Source organism: Rhodoferax sp. AJA081-3, from assembly GCF_017798165.1.
Taxonomy (GTDB): domain Bacteria; phylum Pseudomonadota; class Gammaproteobacteria; order Burkholderiales; family Burkholderiaceae_C; genus Allorhodoferax.
This window is the reverse complement of sequence record NZ_CP059068.1, coordinates 4409757-4436414: the sequence shown is the minus strand read 5'-3', so window position 1 is coordinate 4436414 and position 26658 is coordinate 4409757. Positions and strand designations below refer to the sequence as shown.

Sequence of the window (26658 nt, the reverse complement as noted above, 5' to 3'; positions counted from 1 at the left end):
CCATGAACCGCCGCCACGATATCGACGCCCTGCGCGCCCTGGCCTTTGGCCTGCTGATCCTGTACCACCTGTCCATGCTCTACGTCACCGAATGGTCCTGGCATGTCAAAAGCAGCTACCTGTCCGAGGCCTTGCAAATCCCGATGCTGATGCTGAACCGCTGGCGCATGGACCTGATCTTTTTGATATCCGGCATCTCCACGGCCTTTTTGATGCACAACACCCGCATCGGCGACTTTCTGCGTCAGCGCAACTGGCGCCTGCTGTTGCCGCTGGCGTTTGGCATCGTGGTCGTGGTGCCCATCCAACCCTATTGCGAGGGTGTGGTCAATGGCGTGGTGCAGCCCGGTTTTGTGGATTTCCTGGCGCGCTACTACACCGCCGCCCCCTGGCCCGAGAACGCCTTTGCCGGCTGGCAGCACGGCTACACCTGGAACCACCTGTGGTACCTGGCCTACCTGTGGTGTTACACCCTGCTGATGGCGCTGTTGCAGCCCGCGCTGGCAACACGTGCCGGCCAGCGCCTGCAGGCGGCCTTCACCGGCCTGCGCGGCACCAAGCTCTTGCTGCTGCCTGCGCTGCCGCTGTTGTTGTACACCGTGGTGCTGCAACCGCACTTTCCCGGCACCAACGATCTGATCCACGACTGGTACATGCACGCCGTGTACTTCACCGTCTTTGCCTACGGCTGGTGCCTGGCACGCTCGGACGCCCTGTGGGCCGAACTGCTGCGCCTGCGCAAACCGGCGCTGGGCTTGGCGCTGGGCATGGGGGCCATCTACCTGGCCCTGGTGCTGCGGTTCAAGGGTGATGAAGAGGTCTCCACCGCCACCCAGTGGCTGATCTGGACGTTGCGCAACGTTTATGTATGGACCACACTCTGCTCCATTCTGGGCTGGAGTTATGCGCTGCTGAATCGCCCGTTTCGCTGGTTGCCCTGGGCTACTGAAGCGGTTTACCCCTGGTACGTGCTGCACCAGAGCCTGACCGTGCTGCTGGCCTACTGGCTGGTGCCACTGCACATCGGGCCGGTGGCCGAACCTCTGCTGGTGGGCGTGGGCACCGTGCTGGGCTGCTGGATACTGACTTCGGGCCTGATCGTACGCACGCCGTGGCTGCGACCCTTGTTTGGTTTGAAGCCGCATCATCGCGCGGACACCAGGGCAATGGCCAGCCCCGCATAAATATTTTTGCCCTGCTTGTCGAAATCTGCAAGACTCAAACGTCATGGTGGAGATGGGGCATTTGCCACATCACAACCGCATTCAAGGAGTTCCCATGAAATACATGCTGATGATCTACGCCAGTGAAGCCGCTGAAAACGCCATGCCCCCTGCCGAAATGGGCGCCATCATGCAAGCCTACGGCGCCTACACCGATGCCCTGGTCAAGGCCGGCGCGCTGCAGGCCGGCGAGCGCCTGCGCCCGGTCACCGACGCCACCTCGGTGCGTGTGCGCAATGGCAAATCCGAAGTACTCAATGGCCCCTATGCCGATACGCAAGAGCAACTGGGCGGCTACTACATCATCGACGTACCCGACCTGGACGCCGCCCTGGTCTGGGCCGCGCGCTGCCCCAGCTCGTCCTACGGCACGATTGAGGTTCGGCCGATTTGGGAGATGTAACTGCTAGCGCAGATGCCGCACGATGGGCGGCTGAGACCGCTGCCCGCCACAGCTACGGCAAGCTGGTCGCGTTCCTGAGCCGGCGCACGCGCGATGTGGCGGCGGCGCAGGACGCGTTGTCGGCCGCGTTTGAGGCCGCGCTGCAGCAGTGGCCCGTGCAGGGTGTGCCCGCCAGCCCCGAAGCCTGGTTGATGGCCGTGGCCAAGCGCCAGGCCATAGACGCCCAGCGCCGCACCGCCACCAGCGACGCGGCCACGGACGACCTGCTGCTGCTCACCCCCGCATCGACCGAAGACAGGGAAGACGCAGACCGGGCAATCCCCGACGACCGTCTGGCCCTGCTGTTCGCCTGCGCCCACCCGGCCATCGAACGCAGCGTGCGCGCACCGCTGATGTTGCAAACCGTGTTGGGCTTGGACGCCGGATCAATAGCCTCCGCCTTTCTGGTGCCACCCACCACCATGGGCCAGCGCCTGTCGCGCGCCAAGGCCAAGATCAAACAGGCTGGCATTCCGTTCAAGCTACCCGAACGCGAAGACCTGCCCGAGCGCCTGGACACCGTGCTGGAGGCCATCTACGCCGCCTTCACCCAGGGCTGGTCCGACCCCGCCGGCCTGGACCCACGCCACCACAATCTAAGTGATGAAGGCATATGGCTCGGCCAGCTGGTTGCAGCCCTGCTGCCGAACGAGCCCGAAGCCCTGGGCATGCTAGCGCTGATGCTGCATGCCCACGCCAGGCGCGCGGCGAGGCGCGACGCCAGCGGTGCTTATGTGCCCCTGGGCCAACAAGACCCCAGGCTTTGGGACACGACCCTGATCGACGCAGCAGAACGCCTGTTGCACCAGGCCAGCGCCTTACGCGTCATAGGCCGCTTCCAGCTGGAGGCCGCCGTGCAGTCCGCCCACGTCATCCGCCGCTTCACCGGCCACACCGACTGGCCCGCCGTAGCCCAGCTCTACGGCGCCCTGGCCGAGTTGACCGGCTCGCCAGTGGTGGAAATCAACCGCGCGGTGGCTGTCGCCGAATGTGAAGGCGCGGCGCGTGGGCTTGAGATTTTGGACAGTGTTGCCGACGATCCGCGCGTCGCCAACTACCAACCCTACTGGGCCGCACGCGCCCATCTGCTACAGCGCAGTGGCGCGCGAGAAGCGGCCGATGCGGCTTATGCACAAGCCATTGGTCTGGAACTGGACCCGGCGGTGCGGCGGTACTTGCAGCAGCAGAGAAATGGGCTGTAGCCCCCTCACTGCACAGCCACCTCCGCCCGCAGCCTCTCCACTGCCATATCAATAAAGGCCCGTACCCGCTGCGGCGCCTGCCTGCCTTCGCGGTGGACCACATGCACCGGCAATGGCGGTGCCTCGTACTCGGTCAGCACGGTTTTCAACCGACCGTCGCGCAGGTGTGCGGCCACCTGATACGACAGTAGCCGCGTTATGCCAAAGCCGCCCACCACGGCGGCCACGGCCGAGTCGTTGGTACTGGTGGTCATGCGGGCCTGCAAGCGCACGCTGCGCGGCTCGCCGTTGTGCACAAGGCGCCACTCCGGGTTGGGGGTAACACTGTTGGCCGACACGATGGTATGCCGGTACAAGTCGTCGGGGGTCAATGGAATCCCGTGGGCCGTCAGATAGTCGGGCGCGGCGCAAATCAGTTGCCGCACCTGCCCCACGCGAATCGCTTGCATGGTGGAGTCTGGCAACTCGCCGATACGGATGGCCACATCCACCCCTTCATCCACCAGGTTCACCACACGGTCCAAAAACAGGCAGGACGCGCTGACCTCGGGGTAGCGCTGCAAATACCCGGTAACGATGGGGGTGACCACCATGCCTCCAAACAGCACGGGCGCCGTCAGCGTGATGCGACCGCGCGGCGCGCCATGCTGACCGCTGACTGACTCGTCTGCCTCTGCCAGCTCTGCCAGGATGCGGCGGCAGTCCTGCGCATAGCGTTCGCCAGCGTCTGTGACCCGCACCGTGCGCGTAGTGCGGGTCAACAGCCGCAGGCCCAAGTGCGCCTCCAGCTCGTTGATGGCCCGCGTGACCGCCGGTGGCGAGATGGCCAGCTTGCGCGCGGCACCGGCAAAGCCCTGGGTGTCGACCACGGCCACAAAAACATTGATCAGGTGAAAGCGGTCCACATTATTCCTTTAACTGGAATAGTTAATTAACTTTTTCTGTGATTCTATATTTTTAACAACATCAATACAGTTCATCCATTCGCTGCCAACCCGGCGAATACCGGAAAGAAACCAAACGTCAAACCCAAAGGAAAACCACCATGTCCCGTATCAGCATCCCTACCGCCGACCAAACCCTGGACGCCGCCAAGCCCCTGTTGGCTGCCGTGCACAAGCAATTGGGTGTCACGCCCAACCTGATGAAACTGGTCAGCCACAGCCCCTCATCGCTGGACGGCTACCTGGCGCTCAGCGGTGCCACCGGCAAAGGCAAGCTGTCCGTGCAACTGCGTGAACGCATTGCCCTGGCGGTGGCCGAATTCAACGGCTGCGATTACTGCCTGTCGGTCCACGACTACCTGGGCCGCAACCTGGCCAAGATCAGCGATGCCGAGTTGAACGCCGCCCGCGACGGCCAATCGGAAGATGCCCGCACCCAGGCCGCCCTGCACTTTGCGCTGCAGGTGCTGCAGACCCGCGGCCATGTGTCCGACGCCGCCCTGGCCGCCGTGCGCCTGGCCGGGTTTGACGAAGCGAGTGTGCTGGAGATCGTGGTCAATGTGTCACTGAACGTGCTGACCAACTACGTCAACAACGTGGCCCAGACCGACATTGATTTTCCCAAGGTCAGCGCACGTTTAGCCGCCTGATCCAACCCGCTCTACACACACCAAGCAGGACGCAGCTATGGACCTCAACACCGCCGTACAAAAACACGCCGAATGGAAAACCAAGCTCCGTTCTGCCATTGCCAAGCAAACACAGATGGATGTAGTCACGCTTGCGCGCGACGACTGCTGTGAGCTGGGCCAGTGGCTGCATGGCGACGCCAAGGCGCGCTATGGCATGCTCACCGCGCACACCGACTGCGTGCACAAACACCAGGCCTTCCACAACGAAGTGGCCAAGGTGGCGGCTGCCGTCAATGCCAAGCGCTATGCCCATGCCGAAGGCCTGCTGGGCGCAGCAACGCCATATGCCAAGGCATCCAGTGCGCTGAGCGTGGCGTTTCTGCAATTGCGAAAGGCCACTGACCATGCCTGAGCGCCACTACACCAGCGACATCGCTTTTACGCCTACCGTCAAAGCCATCCAGTCCCGCAAGGGCTCACGCAATGGGTATGCCCGCATGGAACAAGGCTGCGGCTGGCAAACAGAGATCACGCCGGAACTGGAAAGCTTCATCGCCCAACAAACCAGCTTCTACCTGGCTACGGCCTCGGCGGACGGCCAGCCCTATATCCAGCACCGCGGTGGCCCGGCCGGGTTTCTACGGGTGCTGGATGCCCAGCGCATCGCGTTTGTGGACTTTGCCGGCAACCGCCAATACATCAGCAGCGGCAACCTGGCCGAGAACCCCAAGGCTCATCTCTTTCTGATGGACTACGCCCACCGCCAGCGCATCAAGATCTGGGGCGAGGCGCAGGTGGTGGAAGGCGATGCGGCGTTGACCGCGCAACTGATGCCCCAGGACTACGCGGCCCGTGCAGAACAGGTCATCGTTTTCACTGTCAAGGCTTGGGACGCCAACTGCCCGCAGCACATACCGGTGCGGCTGGAAGCCAGAGACGTGCAGCGTGCGTTGGACATGCGGGATGCGCGCATCCAGGAGCTGGAGGCCGCACTTGCGCGTTTGCAGAGCCCACAAACATCGGCACCAGAAAACAGAGCTTGAAAGAGCCCGCTACCATGCGGCCATGCAAGCCGACTTTGCCCACCAACTTTGCGCTCCCATCGAAACTCCACGACTGCTGCTGACACCACGCATGGGTGTCCACGCCGATGCCGCGTTCGGACCCTTACAAGACGACGCCATTTACGAATGGATCTCGTTGGACAAACCCACTGACCTGAACGCCATGCGGGCGCACTGGACGCGCATCGAGTCACGCCTGTCTAACGACGGCACCGAGGCCTGGCCGGTATGGGCGGTGACCACGCGAGTGGACGGCACACTGATTGGCCAGGTGGATGCGTCTGTTGATGACGCGCTGGTGTGTACCAACTTGGGCTACTTCTTCTATCCAGACTTTTGGGGCCAAGGTTATGCAAGCGAAGCCATTCGCGCCATTGCGGACTTTTTGATCCAGAAGGGTATTCACCGCCTGGTGGCTACCGTCACCGTGGGCAACCTCGCATCGGCCCAGGTGCTGAAGAAGGCGGGCTTTGCCTTTACCCGCATCATTCCTGAGAACGACGTACTGCGCGGTGAGCCGGTGGATGACGAGGAGTACGTGCGCACGGTCTAGGAGCTGCCTGGGCGGTGGTGCGTTCTGCGCAGGTAAAGGAGGAGCCCGCCAGGGCGGGGACACGGAGCAGAACGTGCCGCCGCCCAGGCAGCTCCTAGACAAGGATATGTTTTAGGTCTAAAGTATTTCGTGATTGTTGGAAATAACCGACACCACGGCTTTTTGCCCGGTGTTAACTTTGCGTCCTCCCCCGCAATCCTGTGCCCGACACACTGAGAAACACCATGACAATCACCTTGCAAGACTGCCAACAGCGCGACGCGGCCGACCCTCTGCGCGGCCTGCGCGATTTGTTCTCCATCCCAGCCGGGGTTATTTACCTGGACGGCAACTCACTGGGCGTCATGCCCAAAGCCGCCGCCGCACGCGCTGCCGAGGTCATCACGCAAGAGTGGGGCACGGGCCTGATCCGCTCGTGGAACACGGCCGGCTGGTTCGACCTGCCACAGCGCCTGGGCAATATGATCGCGCCGCTGATAGGCGCAGGCAAAGACGAGGTGGTAACCACCGACACCACATCCATCAACCTGTTCAAGGTGCTGTCCGCCGCGTTGTCCATCGCTGCGCAGGACGCACCACAGCGAAAAGTCATCGTCAGCGAACGCAGCAACTTCCCCACCGACCTGTACATCGCCGAAGGCCTGTGCAAGGAGCGCGGCTACACGCTGCAACTGGTGGAGCCCGAAGAAATCGCCGCCGCGCTGACCGCCGACGTGGCCGTGCTGATGCTGACCCACGTGAACTACCGCACCGGCGCCATGCACGACATGGCTGCCGTTACGGATGCAGCCCACGCAGCCGGCGCGCTGGTGGTGTGGGACCTGGCGCACAGCGCCGGTGCCGTGCCGGTGGACCTGACCGGCGCCAAAGCCGACTTCTCCATTGGCTGCGGCTACAAATATTTGAACGGCGGGCCGGGCGCACCGTCCTTTGTATGGGTCAACCCCAAACATGCGGACCGTTTCTGGCAACCGCTGTCCGGCTGGTGGGGACATGCCAAGCCGTTTGAATTCACGGCCGACTACCAACCCGCCGCCGGTATCACCCGTTACCTCTGCGGCACGCAACCCATCGTCAGCATGTCGTTGCTGGAGTGTGGGCTGGATGGCTTCAAGGCAGCCGAAGCCTTGGGTGGCATGGCGGCGCTGCGGGCCAAGTCACTGGCGCTGACGGACTTGTATATCCAGTTGGTGGAGGAGCGTTGCCAGGGCTACGGCCTGGGCCTGGCTACACCGCGCGAGCACGCCAAACGCGGCTCGCAAGTTTGCCTGACCCGCGAACACTCCGCAACGGGATCGGGTGCCTTTGCTATCGTGCAGGCCCTGATCGCCCGTGGGGTGATTGGTGACTTCCGCGCGGGTGATGGTGGCATCCACAAAGACATTCTGCGTTTTGGCTTTACGCCGCTGTACATCGGTTTTGAAGACGTGTGGAATGCGGTGGAACATCTGCGCCAGGTGCTGGAGACCGCAGAGTGGAAGAAGCCGGAGTTCAACCAAAAGCACGCGGTTACGTAGGACGCAATGGGGGCAGAGGCGGCGACCTCATGGTGCCAAATGCGCACAAATCGGCCGCCCCCTCTGCCCCCACTGCGTCTGCCAGCACTGTTGAACACGCCCCGTTTGGAACCACCTATATGACACAAGCCTCTCCCCCCTCCGGTTGCCCCATGCACGCAGCAGCACCTGCATCCGTAGGCGAATCCATCGTCGCCGAAGAAAAAGCCCAGCTCGACTTCAGCAAAAGCATGAGCTACGGCGACTACCTGAACATCGACACCATCCTCTCGGCGCAGAAACCGCTCTCGCCCACACACGACGAGATGTTGTTCATCATCCAGCACCAGACCAGCGAGCTGTGGATGAAGCTGATGCTGCACGAGCTGACCGCCGCTATCAAAAGCATTTCCAACGATGAACTGGGCGCTGCCTTCAAGATGCTGGCCCGCGTCAGCAAGATCATGGAGCAGCTCGTCCACGCCTGGGACGTGCTGGCCACGATGACGCCGCCCGAGTATTCCGCCATGCGACCCTACCTGGGCCAGAGCAGCGGCTTCCAGAGCTTCCAGTACCGCTGTATCGAATTCGCGCTGGGCAACAAGAACGCCGCCATGCTGCAGCCTCACGCCCACGCGCCCGAACGCCTGGCGCTGGTGCAGGCAGCCTACGTGGCGCCGTCGCTGTATGACGAATCCCTGCGCCTGCTGGCGCGCCGCGGCATAAACGTGCCGGCATCGCACACGCAGCGCGACTGGTCACAACCCTACGTGGCCAACAAAGAAGTCGAGCAGGCCTGGCTGCAGGTCTACCGCGACCCCAAGGCCCATTGGGACCTGTACCAACTGGGCGAAGAACTCACCGATCTGGAAGACGCCTTCCGCCTGTGGCGCTTCCGCCATGTGACCACGGTGGAGCGTGTCATAGGCTTCAAGCGCGGCACCGGTGGCACGGGTGGCGTGAGTTACCTGCGCAAGATGCTGGATGTGGTGCTGTTCCCGGAGATATGGTCCCTGCGGACAGAGCTCTAAGCAAAATGTGCCTCTAGCCCCCGTTGTTATTGAATACTACGCTATCTATTAAATAGCAAATGGCGCAATATGCTCTCTGAACACGATCAGCTACTTCTCAAAGACCTCCGACTCCAACCCGTTTGGTTGCTCTGGGGGTACGTGCTACTTGGCGTCGTCTCAAGTGCGGTTGGGCTAGTGATGCTGAACTGGAGCACCGAGGCAATCGTCTGCGTAGGAGGCGGCTTCTTGGTGGCTCTTGGCGCGGAAAAGCTGGTTACCCGGCGCATCCGGTCCGCTGCAAGCCAGGTTCTTTCCCAAGACGGCTAATTCAGCCACCCATCCGGCGTTCGTGGGTATCGTCAGAGTATCTCGTCGATCTAGGCAACTGATTTGATTGAGGAATGTCTTCTAGGGATGCGCCCGCAGGAACGACAACAGTGCGTTGTTGAACTGCTTTGCGTGCGACACGTTCAGTCCGTGTGGTGCACCGGCTACCGTCACCAATTGGCTGTGGGGCACTGCGAGATGGGTGCGCAGACCCGAGCCCTCAATAGGCACGATCGCGTCGGCATCGCCATGGATCACCAGCGTTGGCACCGTCAGCTTCTTCAGGTCTTCGCGGAAATCGGTGGTACTGAACGAGTCCATACACGCCAGCGCTGCATGCTGTGCTGATTGACGACAGATAGCCACCGCCTCGCCGCGCTGGGACTCGGTGACCTGGAGCACTCCGTTGGCCGAGAAAAAATTTGTGGTGAACGCGTCGAAGTAGGCGTTTCGGTCTTGCTCAAGTGCAAGTTTCTTTTGTTGCGCCTTCTCGGGTGTAAGTGGACCCTCGGGGTTGTCTGCCGTCTTCATAAGGCAGGGAGGCACGGCCGCAGCAAACACCACACTGCGCAGACGAGCTTGGCCGTGGCGGGCGACATACCTTGCCACCTCGCCCCCGCCCATGGAGAAGCCCACAAGGGTCACATCCTGCAGTCCACACTGATCCATGACGCGATGCAGGTCGTCGGCGAGTGAGTCAAAGCTATAGCCAGTCTCCGGTTTGTCAGAACGCCCGAAGCCCCGTCGGTCGTACGCCACTACGCGATAGCCGGCGGCTTCCAGCACAGATACCTGCGGCTCCCAAGCCTGAGCCGACAGCGGCCAACCATGGATGAGCACCACGGCTGGGCCCTTGCCACCACTGTCGTGGATGTGCAGGTGCACGTTGGCCGCTGATGCAATGTCATCGCTACTGGCTTCCTCTGCGTTCACGGAGGCGCCAACGGCGGCGCCCCCCAATGCACCAACAACGGCACCCAACGAGGCTCCAGCCAGTATGCCAACCGGTCCGGCCACCGCAACACCGATGGCGGCGCCCGTGGCCGCACCCGCCATCACGCCGCCACCAACCAGCACGGAGTTGGCCTCGCGGTCGACATCGTGGGGTTCCAGCGGAGTCTGCGCCGCTGCATCGGGGTCTTGCGACGGAATGCCATGGCCGGGGTTAGCCTGCTCTGTCATGTCTGCGTCGGCCGGCAGGGCATTTGACAATGGGGTGGTCGATCGATTCATTGGCTGCTCCAGTGCAGTTGAAGAAAAAAATGAGCAGAAGGCTCGGGCTTTCAACTGTTGGAGGACGGTATTCCAGCGGTAGCTATGCCGTCTGTGCCGCAGCGTACGGTGCGATGACCACCTGGGTTCAGATGTAAACCTCGTTACAAGCCTACCGCACCCCAATGTGCTTGGGAACCTGACCTACTGGGCGAAGAACTTGTCGACCCGGAGGACGCCTTGCGCCTCTTGCACTTCCGCCATGTGACTACCATGGCGCGCGTCATAGGCTTCGAGCGCGGCACGGGTGGCACGGGTGGCGCGAATTACTTGCGCAAGATGCTGGGTGTGGTGCTGTTCCCGGAGATATGGTCGCTACGGACGGTAGTTGTAATCGAAAAGTGCCTCCAGCCCCCGTCATTATTGATTGCTGAGCTATATATTTGGTAGCAAATAGCGAGAACAGCGCAATCGGTGCCGTGGTGCCGCATCTTGGTGCACACGCCGCATACATGCTTGTAACTTTGAGTCTGGTGTTGCGGGCTTGAGTAATCCAGCAAATGGTGGCAAGCTCTGCAGGCCCCCCAATCTGCATGAGGCCTCCCGGATGAAAGCTGCGCTTTGTAGGCTGTTGGTAACCCTGACGCTGGGTCTGGCGCTGCCAGTGGCTGGCGCCGCGCCGCTGACCCTTGTCACATCCCACTATCCGCCTTACTGCATGGAAGAGGGTGGCCAAGCCAAAGGTGTTGCGGTAGAGCTGGTGAAGGAGGCTTTTTCCCGTATGCAGCAAGACATCACCATCGTATTTGTCCCGTTTGCACGCGCCATCGACATGGTGCGAACCGGCCAGGCGGACGCCATTTTCCCTTTTGCGCTGCGGCCGGAGCGGAAGCAATTGTTCAACTACACCACGGAGAAACTACTGTCCGACCCCGGGGCGTTGTTTGTGCGCGCAGACTCAACCCTCACGTTTGACGGCGACTTTGCCAAGCTCGCCAGTTTCAGCATTGGTATGCCACGCGGTACCTACCAGGGCGACGCTTTTATGCAGGCCATACAGACCTATCAACTGAAGATCGAAGAAACCAAAGACCAGGAACAGAACGTACGCAAGCTGGTAGCGAAGCACCTTGACATCGTGGTCGGCCCACGTCTGTTGGTGCAAGACGCCGCCCATCGTATCAACGAAGCCGCCTCTATCAAGCTGCTGTATTCGGACCTTTCAGAAGGGGCAGCCTTTGTCGCGTTTTCCATGCACGGAAACCGGGCTGAGTTGATTTCCCGGCTAGACCAGACTTTCAAAAAGATGCGTGTAGACGGTACTTACCGCCGCATATTCGGCGCGGTCTCTGCTGCCAAATAAGCCGGACCGTTACCGATAGCCCTGGCTCTAGGTCTGGTCGCTGCGGGCAGCATCTGCAAGCGAAATGTGCCTCTAGCCCCCGTCAATACTCACTAAGAAGCTATCACTTTGGTAGCAACCATCGGGTGTACCGCATCGCCGGCTCAGGCCCAGGTGATCTGGTAGTCCAGCGCGTGCCCTATGCGCTCGGAGAAGCGTGCAACCGACTTGGCCGCCATCCGTTCGCTGACGGGCACCGGTATCAAGGTGGTGAGCCATTCGCCCACGCCCTGGGGCTCACCCTCGGACGTGCGCGGGCCGGCGCTGGATGTGTAGCCCACGACCGCCTCGCGCTTGCCGGCCAGGCCTAGCAGGTCATACAGATCGCGGAACAAAATGAACGAGGTGTCGTTCTGGTGCGAAGACCAGTTGGCCGCCGGGAGAAAGTCCACCAAATGGATGAGCTGGTAGTTCAGCGCGATCCACAAGTCCGCGCCGCTCAGGGTGATGGGCGCGTTGTCGATCACCCGGTGGAATGTGATCGATGCGATGGCATCGGCGCGGTGTGCGTTTTCTCTCAGCTCTTTGCGCAAGGGCCCTGCGTAGAGCAGCCGCAGTACCGACGGAAAGGCCTCCACCTGCGTCCACTCCCAGGGCGTCATCAGCGGGCGCAGCGCCGGAATCTTGTCGGCGGTCATCGCAAAGGTGTTGGTGCCGGTGCCGAGGATGGAGTGCAGCAGCATCACCAGCGCGGAGTGCTGGGGGTAGTGCTGCGCGCTGTATTCGAAGCAAAAGTACAGATGGTCCAGGAACGAGCCGTCGGCGTGCTCCACATTGAAATCACACTCGCGCACCAGAAAATTCATCAGCTCGGGGTTTACCGCGGGCAGCGGGTGCGCCGCGCGGGCGGCGGCATAGTCGGCCTGCACGGCCTGAGCCGCAGCGGGGTCAAAGTGGGCCTCCTTGCCCACTCGGGTGGTCATCACATACCGTGCGGCACGGCCCTCCAGGGTCTTGAAGATTGTGCGGTCCAGGTCAAAATTTCGGATCGGCTTGATCTGGACCTTGCCGGTGTGCTCCAGGGCGGCGCCACGGGCGATGGCGGCCTTGCGTTGGACGGTGGGGTCTGGGCGTTCGGCAGCGGATTGTTGCATGGGGAACCTCGACAAAAATGACGCCCCGGTCGGAGCGTTCGGGCTAGTGGGCTTGCGCCTATTTTCTGCACTTTCAGTCGCCCTGCGAAGGGTGTTTTGCAGGCCAATGTCGGGTTTGCGACATTGCGTTGATGATCCCCCTTGCACCCTTGCCCGCTTTCCAGCTCGCCCGCTGTAGTCCGGTGCCGGTAGATTATTTGCCCGAGGCGCGCCACTCTTCCTCGGTCAACAGCTCCATCTCCACCTCGGCACTGCCCACTGCTACCATGCCCAGTTTGTTGGCTGCCGCGTAACTGAGATCCAGCACGCGCCCGCGATGAAACGGGCCTCGGTCATTGATACGCACAATCACCTCATCGCCGTTGGCCACCCGCCGCACCCGCACGTAGCTGGGAATGGGCAGGGTGCGGTGCGCCGCGGTAAAGCCCCCAGCGCTGAAACGCTCGCCACTGGCCGTGCGCCGGCCATTGAATCTTTTGCCGTACCAGGACGCCAGCCCCCGCTGCTTCCATGGCACATCGGCCACCAGAGGTGTTTGCGTCGGATCGTCCGGTAGCACGGTGGTGTCGCTGGCCTCGGGTGTTATGGGCTGCACCGGAGCTGTCGATGCGGCCGGTGGAGTGTCGACAAGGGGCGCCGGCGCACGGCTTGCGGGCGGTGGCTCGGGTGTGGGCAGGGGTGTTGCACACCCCACCAGAATGGCCACACTCAGCCCGACAAGCAGCTTGAAGGAGCGAGTAGTCATTCGGCAGCCACCGTCGGCAATGGTGGGGCAAAACGCCAGTGCCGTGCCGCCAGCGCGTCCAAGCTGTCCAACGCGGTTTGGCAACGCGCTTGCGGTGTGCCGTGGACTTCGATCCAGGGCACGTCTTGGGCACGCAGCTCGTCGCGGAAGCGCTGTTCCATCCAGCTGCGCAGGTGCTCCCCGTCGCGCAGGCCATCGTCCTCAAAGGGGACGCCGCGCGCGCTGGTGAGAATGTAGAGTGCACGCGGTGGCATGCTGGCGGCGGTCGCATCCACCGCTGCGCTGGCGCTGCCCATATAGCGCACATGCCAGATGCGGGTAGTCCAGGCGTCGGTGTCACAGACCAGCACCGGGCTTCCGCGGGCCGCAGCCGCATTTTCTCTGCGGCATTGTTCGTGTGCCACATGTGTGAAGTCGGTCGTGTGCCATGCGATGTTTTGGGCCGTGGCCCCAGGCGCGGCAGCTTTGGCCAGTGCCAGCAGGTTGGCACTGTATTCCCGCCCGTACTCTGCCACCCACTGGGTATTCGCCCAGACCCCACCACGCGCCCGCAATGCTTGGGCCAGGTCTTGGCTGAGGGTGGTGGTGCCGGTGGACTCTGCCCCCAACACCACCACACGCATCGCCAAGCCCGCTTGCACGGTGGGCGACAACATGTGCCATTGGCCCGGCACACTGCTGCGCACGGCAGTGCCCGATGTGGGGTAAAGCGCGCGGCTATGGTCCAGGCAAACGTGTGCACACTGGAAGTAACTGGCCAAGCGGTCGCCATATGGCTCTGAGGTGAAGACGGCATCCACCGGAGGCAGCGGCGCGCAAGTTTTATCAGCCAACGCAACAGCCTCCCGCATGATGTTGACATGGGCCCGCCATATGCCCTCGTCCCCATAGTTCACCGGCACATCATCGACCGCGCCTATGACGCGCACATGGGGACTGTCCGCAAAAGCACTTTGCAGCCACTGCACACGCCGCGCGATGCTGAGACTTTCTGCACTGGAACCGAGTACGGCCACCGTCACCGCGCGGCTATGCAGGGCCGCGCTTCGGATCAGGTATTCATGCCCCAAGTGCGGCGGGTAGAACTTGCCGATCACCAAGCCATGCCGAAACGGCTGGCGTGTCATGTGCTGGCCTCTTGCGGGCCGCTGACTGCTTGGCTCTGCGCCCGCCGCCAGTTGTACAGACCGTACACGCAGATCACCAAAAAGATGACGTACAACCCGGCAATCAGGTACAGGCCGCGGCTCCAGTACAGCGGTATGGAGACCACATCGACCCCGATCCACCAGTACCAGCTGGAGGCCTGCCGCCGGTTGAGCTGCCATTGCGCACACAGGCTCAGTGCCGTGATGGCCGCATCAATGGGTGGTGCACTGCCGCGCAGTTGCAGCAGCACCTGCCACAGCAACAGCGACATGACCGCCGCCGCAAACAACAACACCGCCTGTTCGCGCAGGCTGGTGGCCCTGAAGGCCGGCGCCACCGCACGCCGACCGCTGGCCCAATACACCCAGCCCTGCACAGACAACACGATGAACATCACTTGCAGGGCCGACTCTGCAAACAGTCGCTGGTCGAGGAACACAACACCCAGAATCATGCTGTTGAGAATGCCCCAGCCAAAATTCCAGATGCTGGCTTTGGCTGTGAGCCACACACACAACAGCCCCGTGGCAAAGCCCAGTGCATCCCCCACGGTGAGTTGGGCGGGCCCTAGCTGAAAGCTGGTGGTCAACAGCGCAACAATATCCATGCAAGACTTTCTATAGGGATTTCTGGGGTGCCAAGTTTACGGAACCACAACAATACGCCCCATGGCCCGCCCAGAAGCCAGGTAGGCCATAGCGTCAACAACTTGGGCCATGGGAAAGACCCGGTCCACCACCGGTGTCAACTGCCCCTTGTCCATCAGGTCAGCAAACAGCGCCATGCCTGCGAGTCGGTCCGGCGCGGCCATATTGGGTTTGACCAGGTGCGGGTCAAAGGCGGTGCGCAGTAGCAGCTTCACGAATGAAGGGATGCCGCTGCCCAGCCACTTAGAACCCGATGCACCGTAGTGGTCATGGCCAATGAGAATGTAGACACCCCCGGGGTTGAAGACGCGGGCGCAGTCGCGGATGTTCAGATTGGACGCCACGTCCAGTATGAAGTCGTAACGCGGGCCGCCTTGTGTCGGATCGTCCCGGGTGTAATCCAGCACATGGTCTGCACCCAGCGCACGCACCATAGCCAGTTTGCTGGTGTGTTCCACGGCCGTAACGGTAGCGCCATGGGCCTTGGCCAGTTGTAGCGCAACGGCGCCTACTCCGCCACCGGCACCATTGATCAGCACATGTTGGCCGGCACGCCAGGGCCGGGGGCCCATCAGGTTGTGCCAGGCAATCAGGCCCGGTGTTGGCACGCTGGCCGCCTGCTCAAAAGAGACGGTGTCCGGTTTGTGCGCCAGAGCATCTTGGGTTACCGCCACATACTCCGCATACGCACCACCATTGGCCCACTGAAAGCCCTTGGCACACTCGCCGAACACAGCGTCACCCACCTGAAACCGGGTCACCCCCTCGCCCAAAGCCTCCACAACACCCGCCATGTCAGTGCCAGGGATGGGGTTCTTGGGTCTGGCCAGGCCGCTGCCCATCGCACGCAACACATAGGGCCAACCTTTGACGACGTGCCATACGTCGGCATGCACGGATGCGGCTTTCACGCGCACGAGCACTTCGCCTTTGTTCGGAATCGGTTTATCAGCTTCACCCAGTGACAAAACCTGCGCGGGTTCGCCATAGGCGCTTTGGAGTATGGCTTTCATCGGCGGGATACTTCGGTATGGATGTTGTGGTCAATAGGGTGGCAGCAGGCGCCGAAAACCGTGCAACAACACAACCCCTAAGAAGAGCAGGTTGCGCAGCGGCGTGGCGATAACCAACGAGAACACCGCGGGCATGCGGGTACTTGCAACGCGGCTTTGCGCCAACCGCCGTGCGACCCGCTCTATGAACCGCGGCGACCGTGGCCAGTCGCGCAGGTTGCGCAACAGGTGAGGAGGTATGCCGTCGCGCCCTACCCGGGCGCCGATGATGCCGCCCAAAATGGCGGCGGTGGAGTCCGAATCACCCCCCAGGCGGATCATCTCCGTCACACCACCAATGTAGTCATCCTGGTGGCGCAGCCAGACATGCAACACGGCTGGCAAGGTGTGCAGCATGTAGCCGCTGACGCCATTTTTGGAGCCCAGGCCAGCCACAAAGTCGGTAGCAGATTCACCCGCGGCCAAGCTGGCCGCCACCGCACGGATAGACGCCAGAGTTGCACTATGCGCAGGTAACCGCTCTGCCATCACCGCCACAAACTCCTTTCCGGACAATGTGGAGGGGGACGTGGCCGCCAGGTGGGCGGCAATGGCCACTGTCAATGCACCCTCTTCTGCCCGCTCATCCCTGTGGGTGATACGGGCCGATACACGGTTCAACGCCAGTAACGCGGCCCGGTCATTGCCAAATGCAACCCCCATCACCGCAGCCCGCATCGCAGGGCCATTACCCGCGGAGCGCACGCCGCTGTACGACGGTGGAAAAAACAACCAGAGCTTGAGGATGGCACGCCCGGTTGCCATGCCAACACCAGCAGGTAGCGCTGCCAACCAAGCCCTGAGACGCCATGCGAAGTTGCGCGCAAAACGTGTTGCATCACCGCCCGACACGATCAGCGACTGCGCCACCATCACCGTATGCTCCGTATCGTCGGAGACCATGCCCGTGCCGAACAAAAGCCCGTAACGGTCCAGCGACGGGAACATCTTCAACTGCCGTTGCGGGCTCAGCCCTTCACACGCCAAGCCCAGTGCGTCGCCCACAGCCGTTCCGAGCATTGAGCCAACCAGTGCACGCTCCAAGCTTTGTGCTGTGTTCATAACTCGAAGCTGAAGCCTTTCTTTTTGAGTTGCTGGTAGCGTTTGGTGTCAAACCGAAAAAGCTGCGCGGGCCTGTGGGCGCCGTCGCGCTGGGTTTCTTCCAGAGGGATCAGCAGGTCGTAGCCCAAGACCTTCTTGCGAAAGTTCCGCTTGTCCAATGTCTGCCCTAAGACCGCTTCATACAGCGCCTGCAGCTGCGACAGGCGAAACTTCTTGGGCAGCAGCTCGAAGCCAATCGGTTCATACCGCAACTTGCCACGCAAGCGCGCCAGAGCCACTTCCACAATATGTGCGTGGTCAAACGCCAGCACGGGCAACTCTTGCATTGCAAACCACCGGGCATCTGCCGCGTCCGTGGCCGCCTGCAGCGTGTGGGAAAAGCGATTGACCAGTGCAAAGTAGGCCACGCTCACCACCCGTTCACGCGGGTCACGCCCCAGTTGGCCGAAAGTGTAGAGCTGCTCCAGGAAGACGTCGGTCAGTCCCGTCTCTTCCTGCAGTTCGCGCTTCGCAGCGTCGTCCAGCGACTCATCCACATGGACAAAACCACCGGGCAGCGCCCAGGTCCCCTGGTACGGGGCGAGCGCACGCTTGATAAATAACAACTGCATACGCTCGCCGTCAAAGCCGAAGATGACGCAATCGACGGTAAGGGCTGCTCGGGCGTATTCGTAGGTGTAATTCATACGCTAAGTATCGGTGTAGTAATTACACTAAGTCAAGCGATTTGTAAAAGAGTGTTTACGCTAGAGATAACGCAAAGCGTCGCACCCAGAATGCTTGCACACCATGCAGCACTTTTTCTCCCCCAATTTCTTCACAGCGCTATCGATTCTGTTAGCACTGCTGGCGGTGTATTTGGGTATGCGGCTGCAGCGAACGTTGTCAAAACAGGCGCGGCTGAAAAAATACCTGTTGAAGCTGAAGGATGCCGAGCGTGCCCTGCGAAAGAGCGCATTCCTGGACCCCTTGACCGGGCTGGCCAACCGGCTCCTGCTGATGGACCGTTTTGAAGTGGCCATGCGCCATGCCAAGCGCAGCCGCAAGAAGTTTGCTGTGCTGATGCTGGACCTGAACAAGTTCAAGGCCATCAACGACACCTATGGCCACGCGGCGGGCGACAGGGTGCTGGTCACCGTGGCGCAACGGCTGGTGTCCATCGTGCGCGAGTCCGACACGGTGGCGCGCCTGGGCGGGGACGAGTTTGTGCTGATCGTAGAGTCCATCAACGAACGGGCACAGTTGGAGGCACTGGGCCAAAAACTGATGGACGTGGTGGCGCAAAGCCTGGTGCTGGACTCTGGCGAAACCGTGGCTGTGGGTGCCAGTGTGGGGTATGCCTGGTACCCCAGAGATGGCGACAACCTGCAAGACGTGCTGGAAGTGGCCGACCAGGCCATGTACACCTGCAAAACCTCGGGCTTGATGCCGCTGGCGTAACAACGGCAAGACCTGAATCCAAAACGTCTCGGTGTACGTATTGCCTGGATAGATCTACTATCAGGCCCGGAAACAACACCATGACCCCACCACGCGCAGCACACACTGTCGGCCAAAAGTGCCTGGCATGGCTGCTGCTGATCGCGGTTGCACTCATGGGGCTGACCATCACGCGCCAGCAGGCCCTGGGGTCCTTGCACCGGCATACCGACCACAGCCTGCACATGCCCTCTGCAGTAACCGCCACCTTCTCCAGCCTGGTCAGTGACTGGACTGTCCGTTGGCAACAGCAAAAAGTGCGTGGGCACGGGCAGTTGTTGTTGGCTGCTGCCCATTTCCCCGCCCCCGCCCCTTCGCCCTCCCATGCCCATGACCACCACACGCTGGAGCGGCACCACCACGCGCCCCACGCTGCAAACGTTGTGGCGCTGGATGGTGCGGCAGTGGCGGCAGACGCTGCCGATAGTCCGGCCGGCGGAGCGTCGGTGTTGCTCCCGGTCCTGGGTGCAACGGGCAGCGGGTTGTCCTGGCGGGTGATTGCTGCGCACCGCGGCCCCTGGCCAGTCGGGCACGCCGTAGCTTTTGTATCCCGCAGCATCGCCCCGCCGCTGCGTCCTCCGGCTGCCTTCTAGAGCAAGCGTCTTTTCTGCATGGCGGCGCGTTAGGCGCCCCGCCGCGGTCGGCTCCACGACCGCCCTTCCAATCATCTTCAGGAATACCTATGGGAACTTACTCCCCGTTCACACAGCGCGCGCGCCGCCCGGTGGCACCCACGCGCAACGCCCTCTCGGTGGCCTGCCTTATTTGCATGGCGTCGGCCAGCACCGCAAACACCACCCCCAACCCCGCCGAAGCGCTGCCACCCGTGGTGGTACAGGGCACCTACGACAACGCGGTCGGCACCTCCAACGCGGCCAGCCAGGGCGTGGTCACCGCCAAGCTGATCGAAAACCGCCCCACCCTGCGCCCGGCCGAGGTGTTGGAGTTTGTGCCCGGTGTCATCGTCACCCAGCACAGTGGCGACGGCAAAGCCAACCAGTACTTTCTGCGCGGCTTCAACTTGGACCATGGCACCGACTTCGCCACCTTTGTCGACGGCATGCCGGTCAACATGCCCACCCATGCCCACGGACATGGCTACAGCGACTTGAACTGGTTGATACCTGAGTTGGTCAGCCGCATCAGCTACAAAAAAGGGCCCTACTTTGCCGACGAGGGCGACTTCAGCTCCGCCGGCGTGGCGCGTCTGGGCCTGTTCGACACATTGCCGCAGGGCATTGCATCCCTCACGCTGGGTGACAACGGTTACGCACGGGGTTTGTTGACCCAATCTGTGCCCTGGCAAGGGGCAACGGTGTTGTACGCCGTGGAGACCGCGCACAACAACGGCCCGTGGGAGCAACCCGAGCGCTTCCACCGCGCCAACGGTGTGCTGCGCTACAGCACTGCCAGTGACAACGCCCGCACCAGCCTCACCGCCATGGCCTACAGCGCCGCGTGGCGCTCCACCGACCAAATTCCGCAGCGTGCGGTGGACCAGGGCCTGGTGGGCCGCTTCGGCACCCTGGACCCGACGGATGGGGGCCACACTGAACGCTACAGCCTGTCTTGGCAGACCGAGCGCAAGGCAGACACACGCAACTTCAAAGCCAATGCCTACGCCATCACCTCCAAGCTGAACCTGGTGTCCAACTTCACCTACAACCTGGAGCAAGCAGAACCCCCGGTCAATGGTGACCAGTTTGTGCAGGCCGAGAGCCGCCAGGTGTTTGGTGGCGGAGTAAGCCAATCCTTTGCCACCCCGTTTGGCGGATTCGACAGCAGCACCACCGTGGGTACCAGCATACGCATGGACCGTCTGGAGCCGGTGGGCCTGTACCGCGGTCTGGGCGGGCAGCGCACCGCCACCCTGCAAGAGAGTCAGGTCAGCCAAAGCCTGGTGGGCCTGTACGCCGAAAACACCACCGCTTGGACCCCCACGTTTCGCACCCTGCTGGGGGCGCGCTACGACCGTATGGCGGTGGATGTGCGCAGCTCCATAACCGACAACACGGGCCAGCACACGGCCGACCTCACCAGCCCCAAGCTGTCGTTGATCCTGGGCCCATGGAACAAGACCGAATACTTCGTCAACATCGGCAGCGGCTTCCACAGTAACGACGCCCGTGGCGTAACCGCCCGGCTGGCACCTAAAGAAGGCACACCCATAGACCCCTCCCCCGCCCTGGTGCGCACCACCGGCAGCGAGCTGGGCCTGCGCACCGAAGCCATCACCGGGCTGCAAAGCTCTTTGGCCCTGTGGCAGCTCGACATGGGCTCGGAACTGGTGTTTGCGGGTGACGCCGGCGACACCGGTGCCAGCGGCGCCAGCCGACGCTGGGGTGTGGAGTTCAACAACCACTACCGCGCCACACCTTGGCTGCTGCTGGATGCCGACATTGCCGTCTCACACGCAGAGTTCACCACGGTTCAGGGCGATGCACCCAACGCCGGACGCCACGTTCCTGGATCAGTCGAAACCGTGGTCTCGCTGGGCGCGGTCATCAGCGACCGGGGCCCGTGGTCGGGCCAGTTCCAGCTGCGCTACTTTGGCCCGCGCCCGTTGATTGAGGACAACAGCCAGCGTTCTGACGGCACCACCTTGGCCTATCTGCGTGTGGGTTACCAGATCAACCCCAAAACCAAACTGGCCCTGGACGTGTTTAACCTCTTTGACCGCAAAGCCAGCGACATTGACTACTACTATGCCTCGCGCCTGCCCGGAGAAGCGGCCGAGGGTGTGGCCGACCGCCACTTTCACCCGGTGGAGCCGCGCAGCCTGCGCTTGACGCTGACGGCCCGTTTCTGAGCTGTACAGGAAAGGCCTTAAGCAAAACTAGCCTCTAGCCCCCGCGATTACTGACAAACACGCTATCTATTTGATAGTAACCAGCGGGAACAAAGCATCCCCCATCACCGCCCCATCCTGCAGACGCTCGGCCAGGCCGGTGAAGGGGGGTGATGTGCGCCAGCTGCGCACCGCGTGGCGGGCGTCGTCGCCCAGGTAGCGGGCGGAGAACACGCGCCTCCGGCTGGTGGGCCCCACGCCACTGCTGGCATGCAGCGTCAGCATGTGGAAAGCCACCGCGTCACCCGGTTGCAGCGCCCAGCCCAGTTGTTCAAACTGCTCCGGGTGCGCGTCTATCTGCGGCAGTTCAGCCAAGGCGCCTTCCGGGAACCACCTGGCCTGCTGGTCGCGGAAGGTGCGTGGCATGTACCAGGTGCCGTTGGCATGGGAGCCGGCCACAAAACGCAGCGTGCTCACCAGCGGCACAGCGTCCACCGGAATCCAGAAGCTCACGTTCTGCCGCCCGGTCACGTTGTAGTAAGGCTGGTCCTGGTGCCAGGGTGTGGCCTGGCGGGTGCCGGGTTCTTTGACCAACAGGTGGTCGTGGTAGATGCGCACGCTGTCGCTGTGCATCAGCTGCGCGGCCACGCGGGGCAAGGCGCTGTGTTGCATGACCGTGGCGTAGTCGGGGTTGTGCTGCCAGGTGCAAAAGTCTTCGACGAACCGGCCCGGGTCGTCCGGCTGGCTGGCCACCAGGGCCAGCGGGCTCAGGTGGGCCAGGTTGTGCTCTATGCCACGCGCCAGAGTGACCACTTCATCGGCTGTGAGCACACCGCGCAGCACCACGGCGCCCTGGCGCGCGTAGTCTTGTGCGGTGGTGGGTGGCAGGGTGTAGCCTGTCATGTGCCCTGCTGCTCTGCGCCACCTGGGGTCTGGGCCAGGGCCTGCTGCATGCCGGGCACGTAGTCGGTGCTGATCCACTGTGCAACCACCTCGGGTGTCAACGTCTCGGGGTGGCCTGCCTCTTCACTCACGCGTGCCACTTCTTCGGCACCGGTGAGCGTGCCCACAAACATCTGCAACACCGCTTGTAGGCCACCCTGCGCCAGTGCGGCATCGCCCAGGGTTTTGAGCGCCTGCCAGGCTTGGGCTTCGGAGGTGGCGCGGGTGGAAATGTGATCAGTAGAGGACATGGGCGTGGCAGGTTGTTTGTAAAGAATAAAACGGAGTAGCAGGAATTCAGAGCCAGCCCAGGTCCACAAACTCCATGACGGAATAGGTGCGGTTCTCCAGCGTGTGGGCCTTCACAGCAGCAACGATGCGGGCCACACCGTCTGCGTAGGCTGACTCACCGTACACCCGTGTTTCCAGCAGCAGGCTGCACGCACCGTCTCTGATGCGAATCTGGTGGTACGCGTGGCGCGCCAGGTGGATTTCAGGAATCTGCAGCTCCGCGCGTTGGACATCTACCTCTCGTACGGAGCGAACGTCACTGTCGTTCATACCCAGCGCACGCGCCATGCTGACGGCTGTGCCTGGCACCGACGATTTACTCGCCTGGTGTGACTCTGTGAGCTGGATGTCGTAGCTGCGAAACTGGTGCCCACTTTTTGCCAACATACCCATGACCTTCAGCATCAGGATGTTGGTGTTGGGACACACGACGACCGGAAAAGTGTGCTGCGTGGACTCCAACTCAGAACCCGTGGACAGCTCGACGAGCGGCGACTGCGAGGCCGCACAGAAGGCGGTAACCGCACGGAGCTCTCTACCAGAGCCAGCATGGATGACCACTGACTTTTCCGCGCGTTGGGTTCTGTTGTCCCACGATGTGACCAGACTCTCACTGTCCACTTTGAGCGAACTGAGCAGCTCAGTGGCCAGCTTTCCTGTCCCGACGACGATGATGTGCATGTGATGGTTTTGATAGACAGGACGGAGGGTGCGCCTATTCTAGGGTGCCACTTCGCCCGCCCCTTCCATGGGGCCGGTGCACACCAGTCGGTGATGTTCTGAGCATCCAGCCGCATGTTCCGCGTTGACACGCCCTGTACATTTCCTTACTATTTGTAAGGAGAGCCCACCAGACGGCACGGCCCTGGTCTCCTGCGTTCACTTGCATTTGGCCACCTACCCTTGGATACCCCGTGCCCACCACTTCGCCGACCGTGAAGCTTAGCCAAACCAAAACGCGGGTAGCTGTCTTCGGCAGTTTTTACAGGGGCTTCTATCTGCTCAACGAACTCTTGCTAGGCCCCATCAGCGAGCTGGTAACCGTGGTGGGTGTGGCAACGGACAACCCGGCAGAGAACTTCATCTCCGCCGACAAACGCGTTTGGCAGTATCCGCACACCGCCTACGAAGAAGACATGGTGGCGGCCCGCGCGCGCCAACACGGCATCGATGTGTACCGCGGGCGGGTGAACGCTGAGCCGTTTTACGGCGTCTTCGAGAACACCTGGAAGCCAGACCTCTGCGTGATGGGAACGTTTGGCCAGCGCATCGGCAAGCGGCTCATAGATGGCCCCAGCCTGGGGTTCTACAACCTGCACCCCTGCATCGACGATGCATGGCCCTCCAAATACATTGGCGGCAATCCGTTTGAGGCCTTGATGCAGGACGGCAGCCCTTACGCCTGCGTGGTGATGCACGCCATCGACGAGGGCTTCGACACCGGGCCCTTTGTGGCGCGCACCGGCAGGATAGAACTGCCGGACGAAACCACCGTTACCGACATGCACAAGATCACCGCCTACCCTGCGGCCCAGCTGGCCAGCCGGGAGTTGCGCAGAATCATCACCACAGGCCAGCCCCGCCATGCCTGATTGCTGCACGGCCCTGAAGCGTTGGTGCCTGGTGCTGGCCTGGCTGTGCTGCACGGGTCTTGCGCACAGCCTGGAGGCCCGTCCCAGCCCCGTGCTCCAGGCGATCCAGCAGGCGGGGACGGTACGCATCGGCGTGAAAACAGATGTGCAGCCGTTTGGGCACGTCAACAGTGCAGGCGAGGTGGTCGGGTTTGAGATCGATCTAGCAGAGGACATTGCGAAGCGCCTGGGGGTGCGGCTTCAAAAAATCCCGGTCAGCACCGAGAACCGCTTCCAGAAACTGGAGCTGGGTGAGGTTGACCTGCTGCTGGCCACCGTGGCCGACTCGCTGGAGCGCCGCGCCATTGCCACGGCCATTGAGCCGGGGTATTTTGAGGCGGGCGTCACGGTGATGCTGCGCCCGGGCCAAAGCGCCAAGGACTGGAATGCGCTGCGCGGCAAGGACATTTGTGCATTACAAGGCGCCTACTTCAACCGGCCCACCGCAGAACGCTACATCCTGAACCTGCAAACCTACAAGACCGTGCGTGACGCACTGCTGGCGGTGGAAGGCGGGTATTGCGAAGGTTTTCTGTACAACGGGCCGGCCATCCGCAATATCCTGAAGCGGGAAGACTTCCGCGCCTACAGCGCCCCGTTCCATGAGGCACTGGTCACGCCCTGGGCCATGTTCATCAAGAAGGCAGAGGCTGGCACACAGCTGGAAGCGTTTCTGGGCGATACCGCCGCCGACTGGTACCGCAATGGCCTGATCACCCGCACGGCCCAGGCCTGGAAGGTCAGCAGCACCAGCTGGCCCGCCGATGAACTGGAACTGTGGAACCGCAAGGAGGCCGGCGGCGCCTACACCTGCCTGCGCAATGCCAAGGGCCTGTGGCCGCCGGAATGCCGGCACATCGAGTTTGTGCGGTCCGTTGATGTCAGCGGCCTGCAGTCGCTGGGCATTGCGATCAAGGAGCGTTCGGGCGTAGACCTCAGTTATGTCTACGACGCGTATGACCGCAAGCTGTTTCTGAAAGGCCTGCTGTACACCATGCTGGTCACCGCCTTGAGCATCTTCGCCAGCCTGGCATTTGGCGTGGTCGCCTCCACCATCACCGAGTCCAAAGTCCCTTACCTGAGCCGCGCGGTGTCGGGTGTGATGGGTTTTGGCCGGCTGGTGCCACCCCTGCTGATGATGTATGGCGTCTACTTCGGGATCGGCGGCATCCTCTTGCGGGAGTTTGCCATCCACCTGCCGGCGCTGCTGGTCACCGTGCTGTGTATTGGCTACTACAGCGGCGCCATCGTGATGAATGCGTTTGACGAAGCCGCACAGCACCTGCGCCGCGAGAACCCGGCGTACCGCCTGCGGCTCAGCACCTTGCGGGTGTCGATGGAGCATGCCCGCTGGCCGGTGCGGCAGGCCCTGATCAACGTGAGCAAGATGTCCATGATCGCGTCCGCCATTGCCATTCCCGAGCTGCTGAGCCAGATCAACCTCATCATTGCCGAAAAGGGCAACCTGGTGGTCATGATGCTGACCCTGATAACGGTCTACTACATGGTCACCAGCTTCTGGATCCGTTCACTGACCTGGCTGGAACACCGCCTTTACCCCAGCAGGGTGCAGCCATGAGCGAAACCTTCACCCTGCTTTACACCTGGACGCCATTCCTGCTGACCGGCTTTATGTGGAATGTGCTGGTCACCCTGTTGGCGGTGGTGATCGGCACCGTGGTGGGCGCAGGCCTGGCCGCCATGCGGGTGAAGCAGACCGGGCTTGCATCCAGGGTGGGTGATGTGCTCTCCAGAATTTTCAGGAATGTCCCTACCCTGGCATTCCTGTTTTTTGCCGCCATGGCCATTCCCCGTGAGCTCACCGTGTGGGGTGTCGGCATTGCGTTTCCGTTATGGCTCAAGGCCGCCTTGGGTATGTCGGCCTCGGTGATTGGTTTCACGGCCGAGAGTTTGCTGGTTGCCTACCAAAACCTGCGCCGCAAGGACTACGCGGCAAGCCTGCTGTTTCTGCCCACCTGGGGCTCCAGCGTGATGATTTCTTTCATCGCCTCCAGCACGGCATCGCTGGTGGGCGTGAGCGAGCTGGTGGGCAGGGGCAACGCCATCATCGCCGCAACCGGGACCGATGCGCTGTTTCCGGTCTATATCTACTGCGCCAGCTTTTTTGTGGTGGCCTGCCTGGCCTGGATGGCCTTGATGAAGCGGCTCAGACATTCTGAAACCATACGCGCCCTGCCACAACACATAGACACCAAATGGTCTTTGAGCGCCCCCGCTCCAACAGCCCCCTGAACACGCCGAGGTACA

The 26658-nt window shown here is 62.1% G+C and carries 28 protein-coding genes and 1 pseudogene; 17 read left to right on the top strand and 12 right to left on the bottom strand.

Features of this window, described 5'->3' with window-relative positions:
* The first annotated feature begins 2 nt into the window (after window positions 1-2).
* The 3 genes from HZ993_RS20715 to HZ993_RS20705 all read left to right on the top strand — a co-directional run bounded on the left by HZ993_RS20715 (window position 3) and on the right by HZ993_RS20705 (window position 2867).
* Window positions 3-1184, top strand: a complete 1182-nt coding sequence (locus HZ993_RS20715; protein WP_209394589.1) for an acyltransferase family protein — start codon at window positions 3-5, stop codon at window positions 1182-1184.
* A 94-nt stretch (window positions 1185-1278) separates the two neighbouring features.
* Window positions 1279-1626 carry a YciI family protein gene (locus HZ993_RS20710; RefSeq protein ID WP_209394588.1) on the top strand — a complete coding sequence of 116 codons (348 nt, stop codon included), beginning with the start codon at window positions 1279-1281 and terminating at the stop codon, window positions 1624-1626.
* Window positions 1614-2867, top strand: coding sequence for an RNA polymerase sigma factor (locus tag HZ993_RS20705; RefSeq protein WP_209394587.1), 1254 nt, complete (start codon window positions 1614-1616; stop codon window positions 2865-2867). Before HZ993_RS20710 ends, HZ993_RS20705 begins: the two co-directional genes overlap by 13 nt.
* A 5-nt stretch (window positions 2868-2872) precedes the next feature.
* Here the strand turns inward: HZ993_RS20705 and HZ993_RS20700 are convergent, their stop codons facing one another.
* Window positions 2873-3772, bottom strand: coding sequence for a LysR substrate-binding domain-containing protein (locus tag HZ993_RS20700; protein WP_209394586.1), 900 nt, complete (start codon window positions 3770-3772; stop codon window positions 2873-2875).
* Window positions 3773-3912: 140 nt separating this feature from the next.
* On the opposite strand from HZ993_RS20700, the gene HZ993_RS20695 reads away from it, so the two are divergent.
* The 6 genes from HZ993_RS20695 to kynA all read left to right on the top strand — a co-directional run bounded on the left by HZ993_RS20695 (window position 3913) and on the right by kynA (window position 8587).
* The gene (locus tag HZ993_RS20695) at window positions 3913-4461 is read left to right on the top strand and encodes a carboxymuconolactone decarboxylase family protein (RefSeq protein ID WP_209394585.1); all 549 of its coding nucleotides are present in this window, start codon (window positions 3913-3915) and stop codon (window positions 4459-4461) included.
* A 37-nt stretch (window positions 4462-4498) separates the two neighbouring features.
* Entirely contained in the window at window positions 4499-4855 is a 357-nt protein-coding gene (locus HZ993_RS20690) for a CZB domain-containing protein (RefSeq protein WP_209394584.1), read from the top strand.
* On the top strand, window positions 4848-5486 hold the full coding sequence (locus HZ993_RS20685) for a pyridoxamine 5'-phosphate oxidase family protein (RefSeq protein WP_209394583.1): 639 nt from the start codon (window positions 4848-4850) through the stop codon (window positions 5484-5486). Before HZ993_RS20690 ends, HZ993_RS20685 begins: the two co-directional genes overlap by 8 nt.
* 22 nt (window positions 5487-5508) lie before the next feature.
* Window positions 5509-6060 (top strand): GNAT family N-acetyltransferase, encoded by a 552-nt coding sequence (locus HZ993_RS20680; RefSeq protein WP_209394582.1) that lies wholly within the window; start codon window positions 5509-5511, stop codon window positions 6058-6060.
* 224 nt (window positions 6061-6284) lie between these two features.
* The gene (gene kynU / locus HZ993_RS20675) at window positions 6285-7577 is read left to right on the top strand and encodes a kynureninase (protein WP_209394581.1); all 1293 of its coding nucleotides are present in this window, start codon (window positions 6285-6287) and stop codon (window positions 7575-7577) included.
* 152 nt (window positions 7578-7729) lie between these two features.
* Entirely contained in the window at window positions 7730-8587 is an 858-nt protein-coding gene (kynA, locus tag HZ993_RS20670; RefSeq protein WP_245213713.1) for a tryptophan 2,3-dioxygenase, read from the top strand.
* Window positions 8588-8977: 390 nt separating this feature from the next.
* Here the strand turns inward: kynA and HZ993_RS20665 are convergent, their stop codons facing one another.
* Window positions 8978-10129 carry an alpha/beta fold hydrolase gene (locus HZ993_RS20665; RefSeq protein WP_245213712.1) on the bottom strand — a complete coding sequence of 384 codons (1152 nt, stop codon included), beginning with the start codon at window positions 10127-10129 and terminating at the stop codon, window positions 8978-8980.
* Window positions 10130-10309: 180 nt separating this feature from the next.
* Between HZ993_RS20665 and HZ993_RS20660 the strand changes: the two are divergent.
* Together HZ993_RS20660 and HZ993_RS20655 are read left to right on the top strand one after the other, a co-directional pair.
* Window positions 10310-10492, top strand: a pseudogene (locus tag HZ993_RS20660) (tryptophan 2,3-dioxygenase family protein); the annotation flags it as partial.
* A gap of 223 nt (window positions 10493-10715) precedes the next feature.
* A complete protein-coding gene (locus HZ993_RS20655; RefSeq protein WP_209394579.1) occupies window positions 10716-11471 on the top strand; it encodes an ABC transporter substrate-binding protein in 756 nt (251 codons plus the stop codon).
* A gap of 143 nt (window positions 11472-11614) precedes the next feature.
* On the opposite strand, the gene HZ993_RS20650 is transcribed toward HZ993_RS20655, so the two are convergent.
* The 7 genes from HZ993_RS20650 to HZ993_RS20620 form a co-directional block, all read right to left on the bottom strand.
* Window positions 11615-12604, bottom strand: a complete 990-nt coding sequence (locus HZ993_RS20650; RefSeq protein ID WP_209394578.1) for a hypothetical protein — start codon at window positions 12602-12604, stop codon at window positions 11615-11617.
* Window positions 12605-12797: 193 nt separating this feature from the next.
* Window positions 12798-13349, bottom strand: coding sequence for a septal ring lytic transglycosylase RlpA family protein (locus tag HZ993_RS20645; protein WP_209394577.1), 552 nt, complete (start codon window positions 13347-13349; stop codon window positions 12798-12800).
* Complete coding sequence (locus HZ993_RS20640; protein WP_209394576.1) at window positions 13346-14476, bottom strand: AAA family ATPase; 1131 nt, start codon at window positions 14474-14476, stop codon at window positions 13346-13348. Before HZ993_RS20640 ends, HZ993_RS20645 begins: the two co-directional genes overlap by 4 nt.
* The gene (gene pnuC, locus HZ993_RS20635) at window positions 14473-15105 is read right to left on the bottom strand and encodes a nicotinamide riboside transporter PnuC (RefSeq protein ID WP_209394575.1); all 633 of its coding nucleotides are present in this window, start codon (window positions 15103-15105) and stop codon (window positions 14473-14475) included. The genes HZ993_RS20640 and pnuC overlap by 4 nt, the downstream gene beginning before the upstream one ends.
* Before the next feature lie 36 nt (window positions 15106-15141).
* Complete coding sequence (locus tag HZ993_RS20630) at window positions 15142-16158, bottom strand: NAD(P)-dependent alcohol dehydrogenase (protein WP_209394574.1); 1017 nt, start codon at window positions 16156-16158, stop codon at window positions 15142-15144.
* A gap of 30 nt (window positions 16159-16188) precedes the next feature.
* Complete coding sequence (locus HZ993_RS20625; RefSeq protein WP_209394573.1) at window positions 16189-17259, bottom strand: ADP-ribosylglycohydrolase family protein; 1071 nt, start codon at window positions 17257-17259, stop codon at window positions 16189-16191.
* Window positions 17256-17945: an NUDIX domain-containing protein gene (locus HZ993_RS20620; RefSeq protein WP_209394572.1), complete on the bottom strand. Its 690-nt coding sequence runs from the start codon at window positions 17943-17945 to the stop codon at window positions 17256-17258. Before HZ993_RS20620 ends, HZ993_RS20625 begins: the two co-directional genes overlap by 4 nt.
* Before the next feature lie 103 nt (window positions 17946-18048).
* Between HZ993_RS20620 and HZ993_RS20615 the strand changes: the two genes are divergently transcribed.
* The 3 genes from HZ993_RS20615 (at window position 18049) to HZ993_RS20605 (ending at window position 21547) form a co-directional block, all read left to right on the top strand.
* A complete protein-coding gene (locus HZ993_RS20615; RefSeq protein ID WP_209394571.1) occupies window positions 18049-18699 on the top strand; it encodes a GGDEF domain-containing protein in 651 nt (216 codons plus the stop codon).
* An 80-nt stretch (window positions 18700-18779) separates the two neighbouring features.
* Window positions 18780-19331, top strand: a complete 552-nt coding sequence (locus HZ993_RS20610) for a hypothetical protein (protein WP_209394570.1) — start codon at window positions 18780-18782, stop codon at window positions 19329-19331.
* Window positions 19332-19420: 89 nt separating this feature from the next.
* Complete coding sequence (locus HZ993_RS20605) at window positions 19421-21547, top strand: TonB-dependent receptor (RefSeq protein ID WP_209394569.1); 2127 nt, start codon at window positions 19421-19423, stop codon at window positions 21545-21547.
* Between the two features lie 66 nt (window positions 21548-21613).
* Here the strand turns inward: HZ993_RS20605 and HZ993_RS20600 are convergent, their stop codons facing one another.
* The 3 genes from HZ993_RS20600 to HZ993_RS20590 are packed head-to-tail and all read right to left on the bottom strand — an operon-like array spanning window position 21614 to window position 23440.
* Complete coding sequence (locus tag HZ993_RS20600; protein ID WP_209394568.1) at window positions 21614-22429, bottom strand: phytanoyl-CoA dioxygenase family protein; 816 nt, start codon at window positions 22427-22429, stop codon at window positions 21614-21616.
* Window positions 22426-22719, bottom strand: a complete 294-nt coding sequence (locus HZ993_RS20595; RefSeq protein ID WP_209394567.1) for a hypothetical protein — start codon at window positions 22717-22719, stop codon at window positions 22426-22428. Before HZ993_RS20595 ends, HZ993_RS20600 begins: the two co-directional genes overlap by 4 nt.
* A gap of 46 nt (window positions 22720-22765) precedes the next feature.
* On the bottom strand, window positions 22766-23440 hold the full coding sequence (locus HZ993_RS20590; protein WP_209394566.1) for a dihydrodipicolinate reductase C-terminal domain-containing protein: 675 nt from the start codon (window positions 23438-23440) through the stop codon (window positions 22766-22768).
* A 254-nt stretch (window positions 23441-23694) separates the two neighbouring features.
* Here HZ993_RS20590 and HZ993_RS20585 point away from each other — a divergent pair, with 254 nt between their 5' ends.
* Genes HZ993_RS20585 through HZ993_RS20575 form a run of 3 tightly spaced genes read left to right on the top strand, consistent with a single transcriptional unit; the run spans window position 23695 to window position 26643 of the window.
* Window positions 23695-24351, top strand: coding sequence for a formyltransferase family protein (locus HZ993_RS20585; protein ID WP_209394565.1), 657 nt, complete (start codon window positions 23695-23697; stop codon window positions 24349-24351).
* Window positions 24344-25969: a transporter substrate-binding domain-containing protein gene (locus tag HZ993_RS20580; RefSeq protein ID WP_209394564.1), complete on the top strand. Its 1626-nt coding sequence runs from the start codon at window positions 24344-24346 to the stop codon at window positions 25967-25969. Before HZ993_RS20585 ends, HZ993_RS20580 begins: the two co-directional genes overlap by 8 nt.
* Entirely contained in the window at window positions 25966-26643 is a 678-nt protein-coding gene (locus HZ993_RS20575) for a polar amino acid ABC transporter permease (RefSeq protein WP_209394563.1), read from the top strand. Before HZ993_RS20580 ends, HZ993_RS20575 begins: the two co-directional genes overlap by 4 nt.
* Window positions 26644-26658 lie beyond the last annotated feature (15 nt).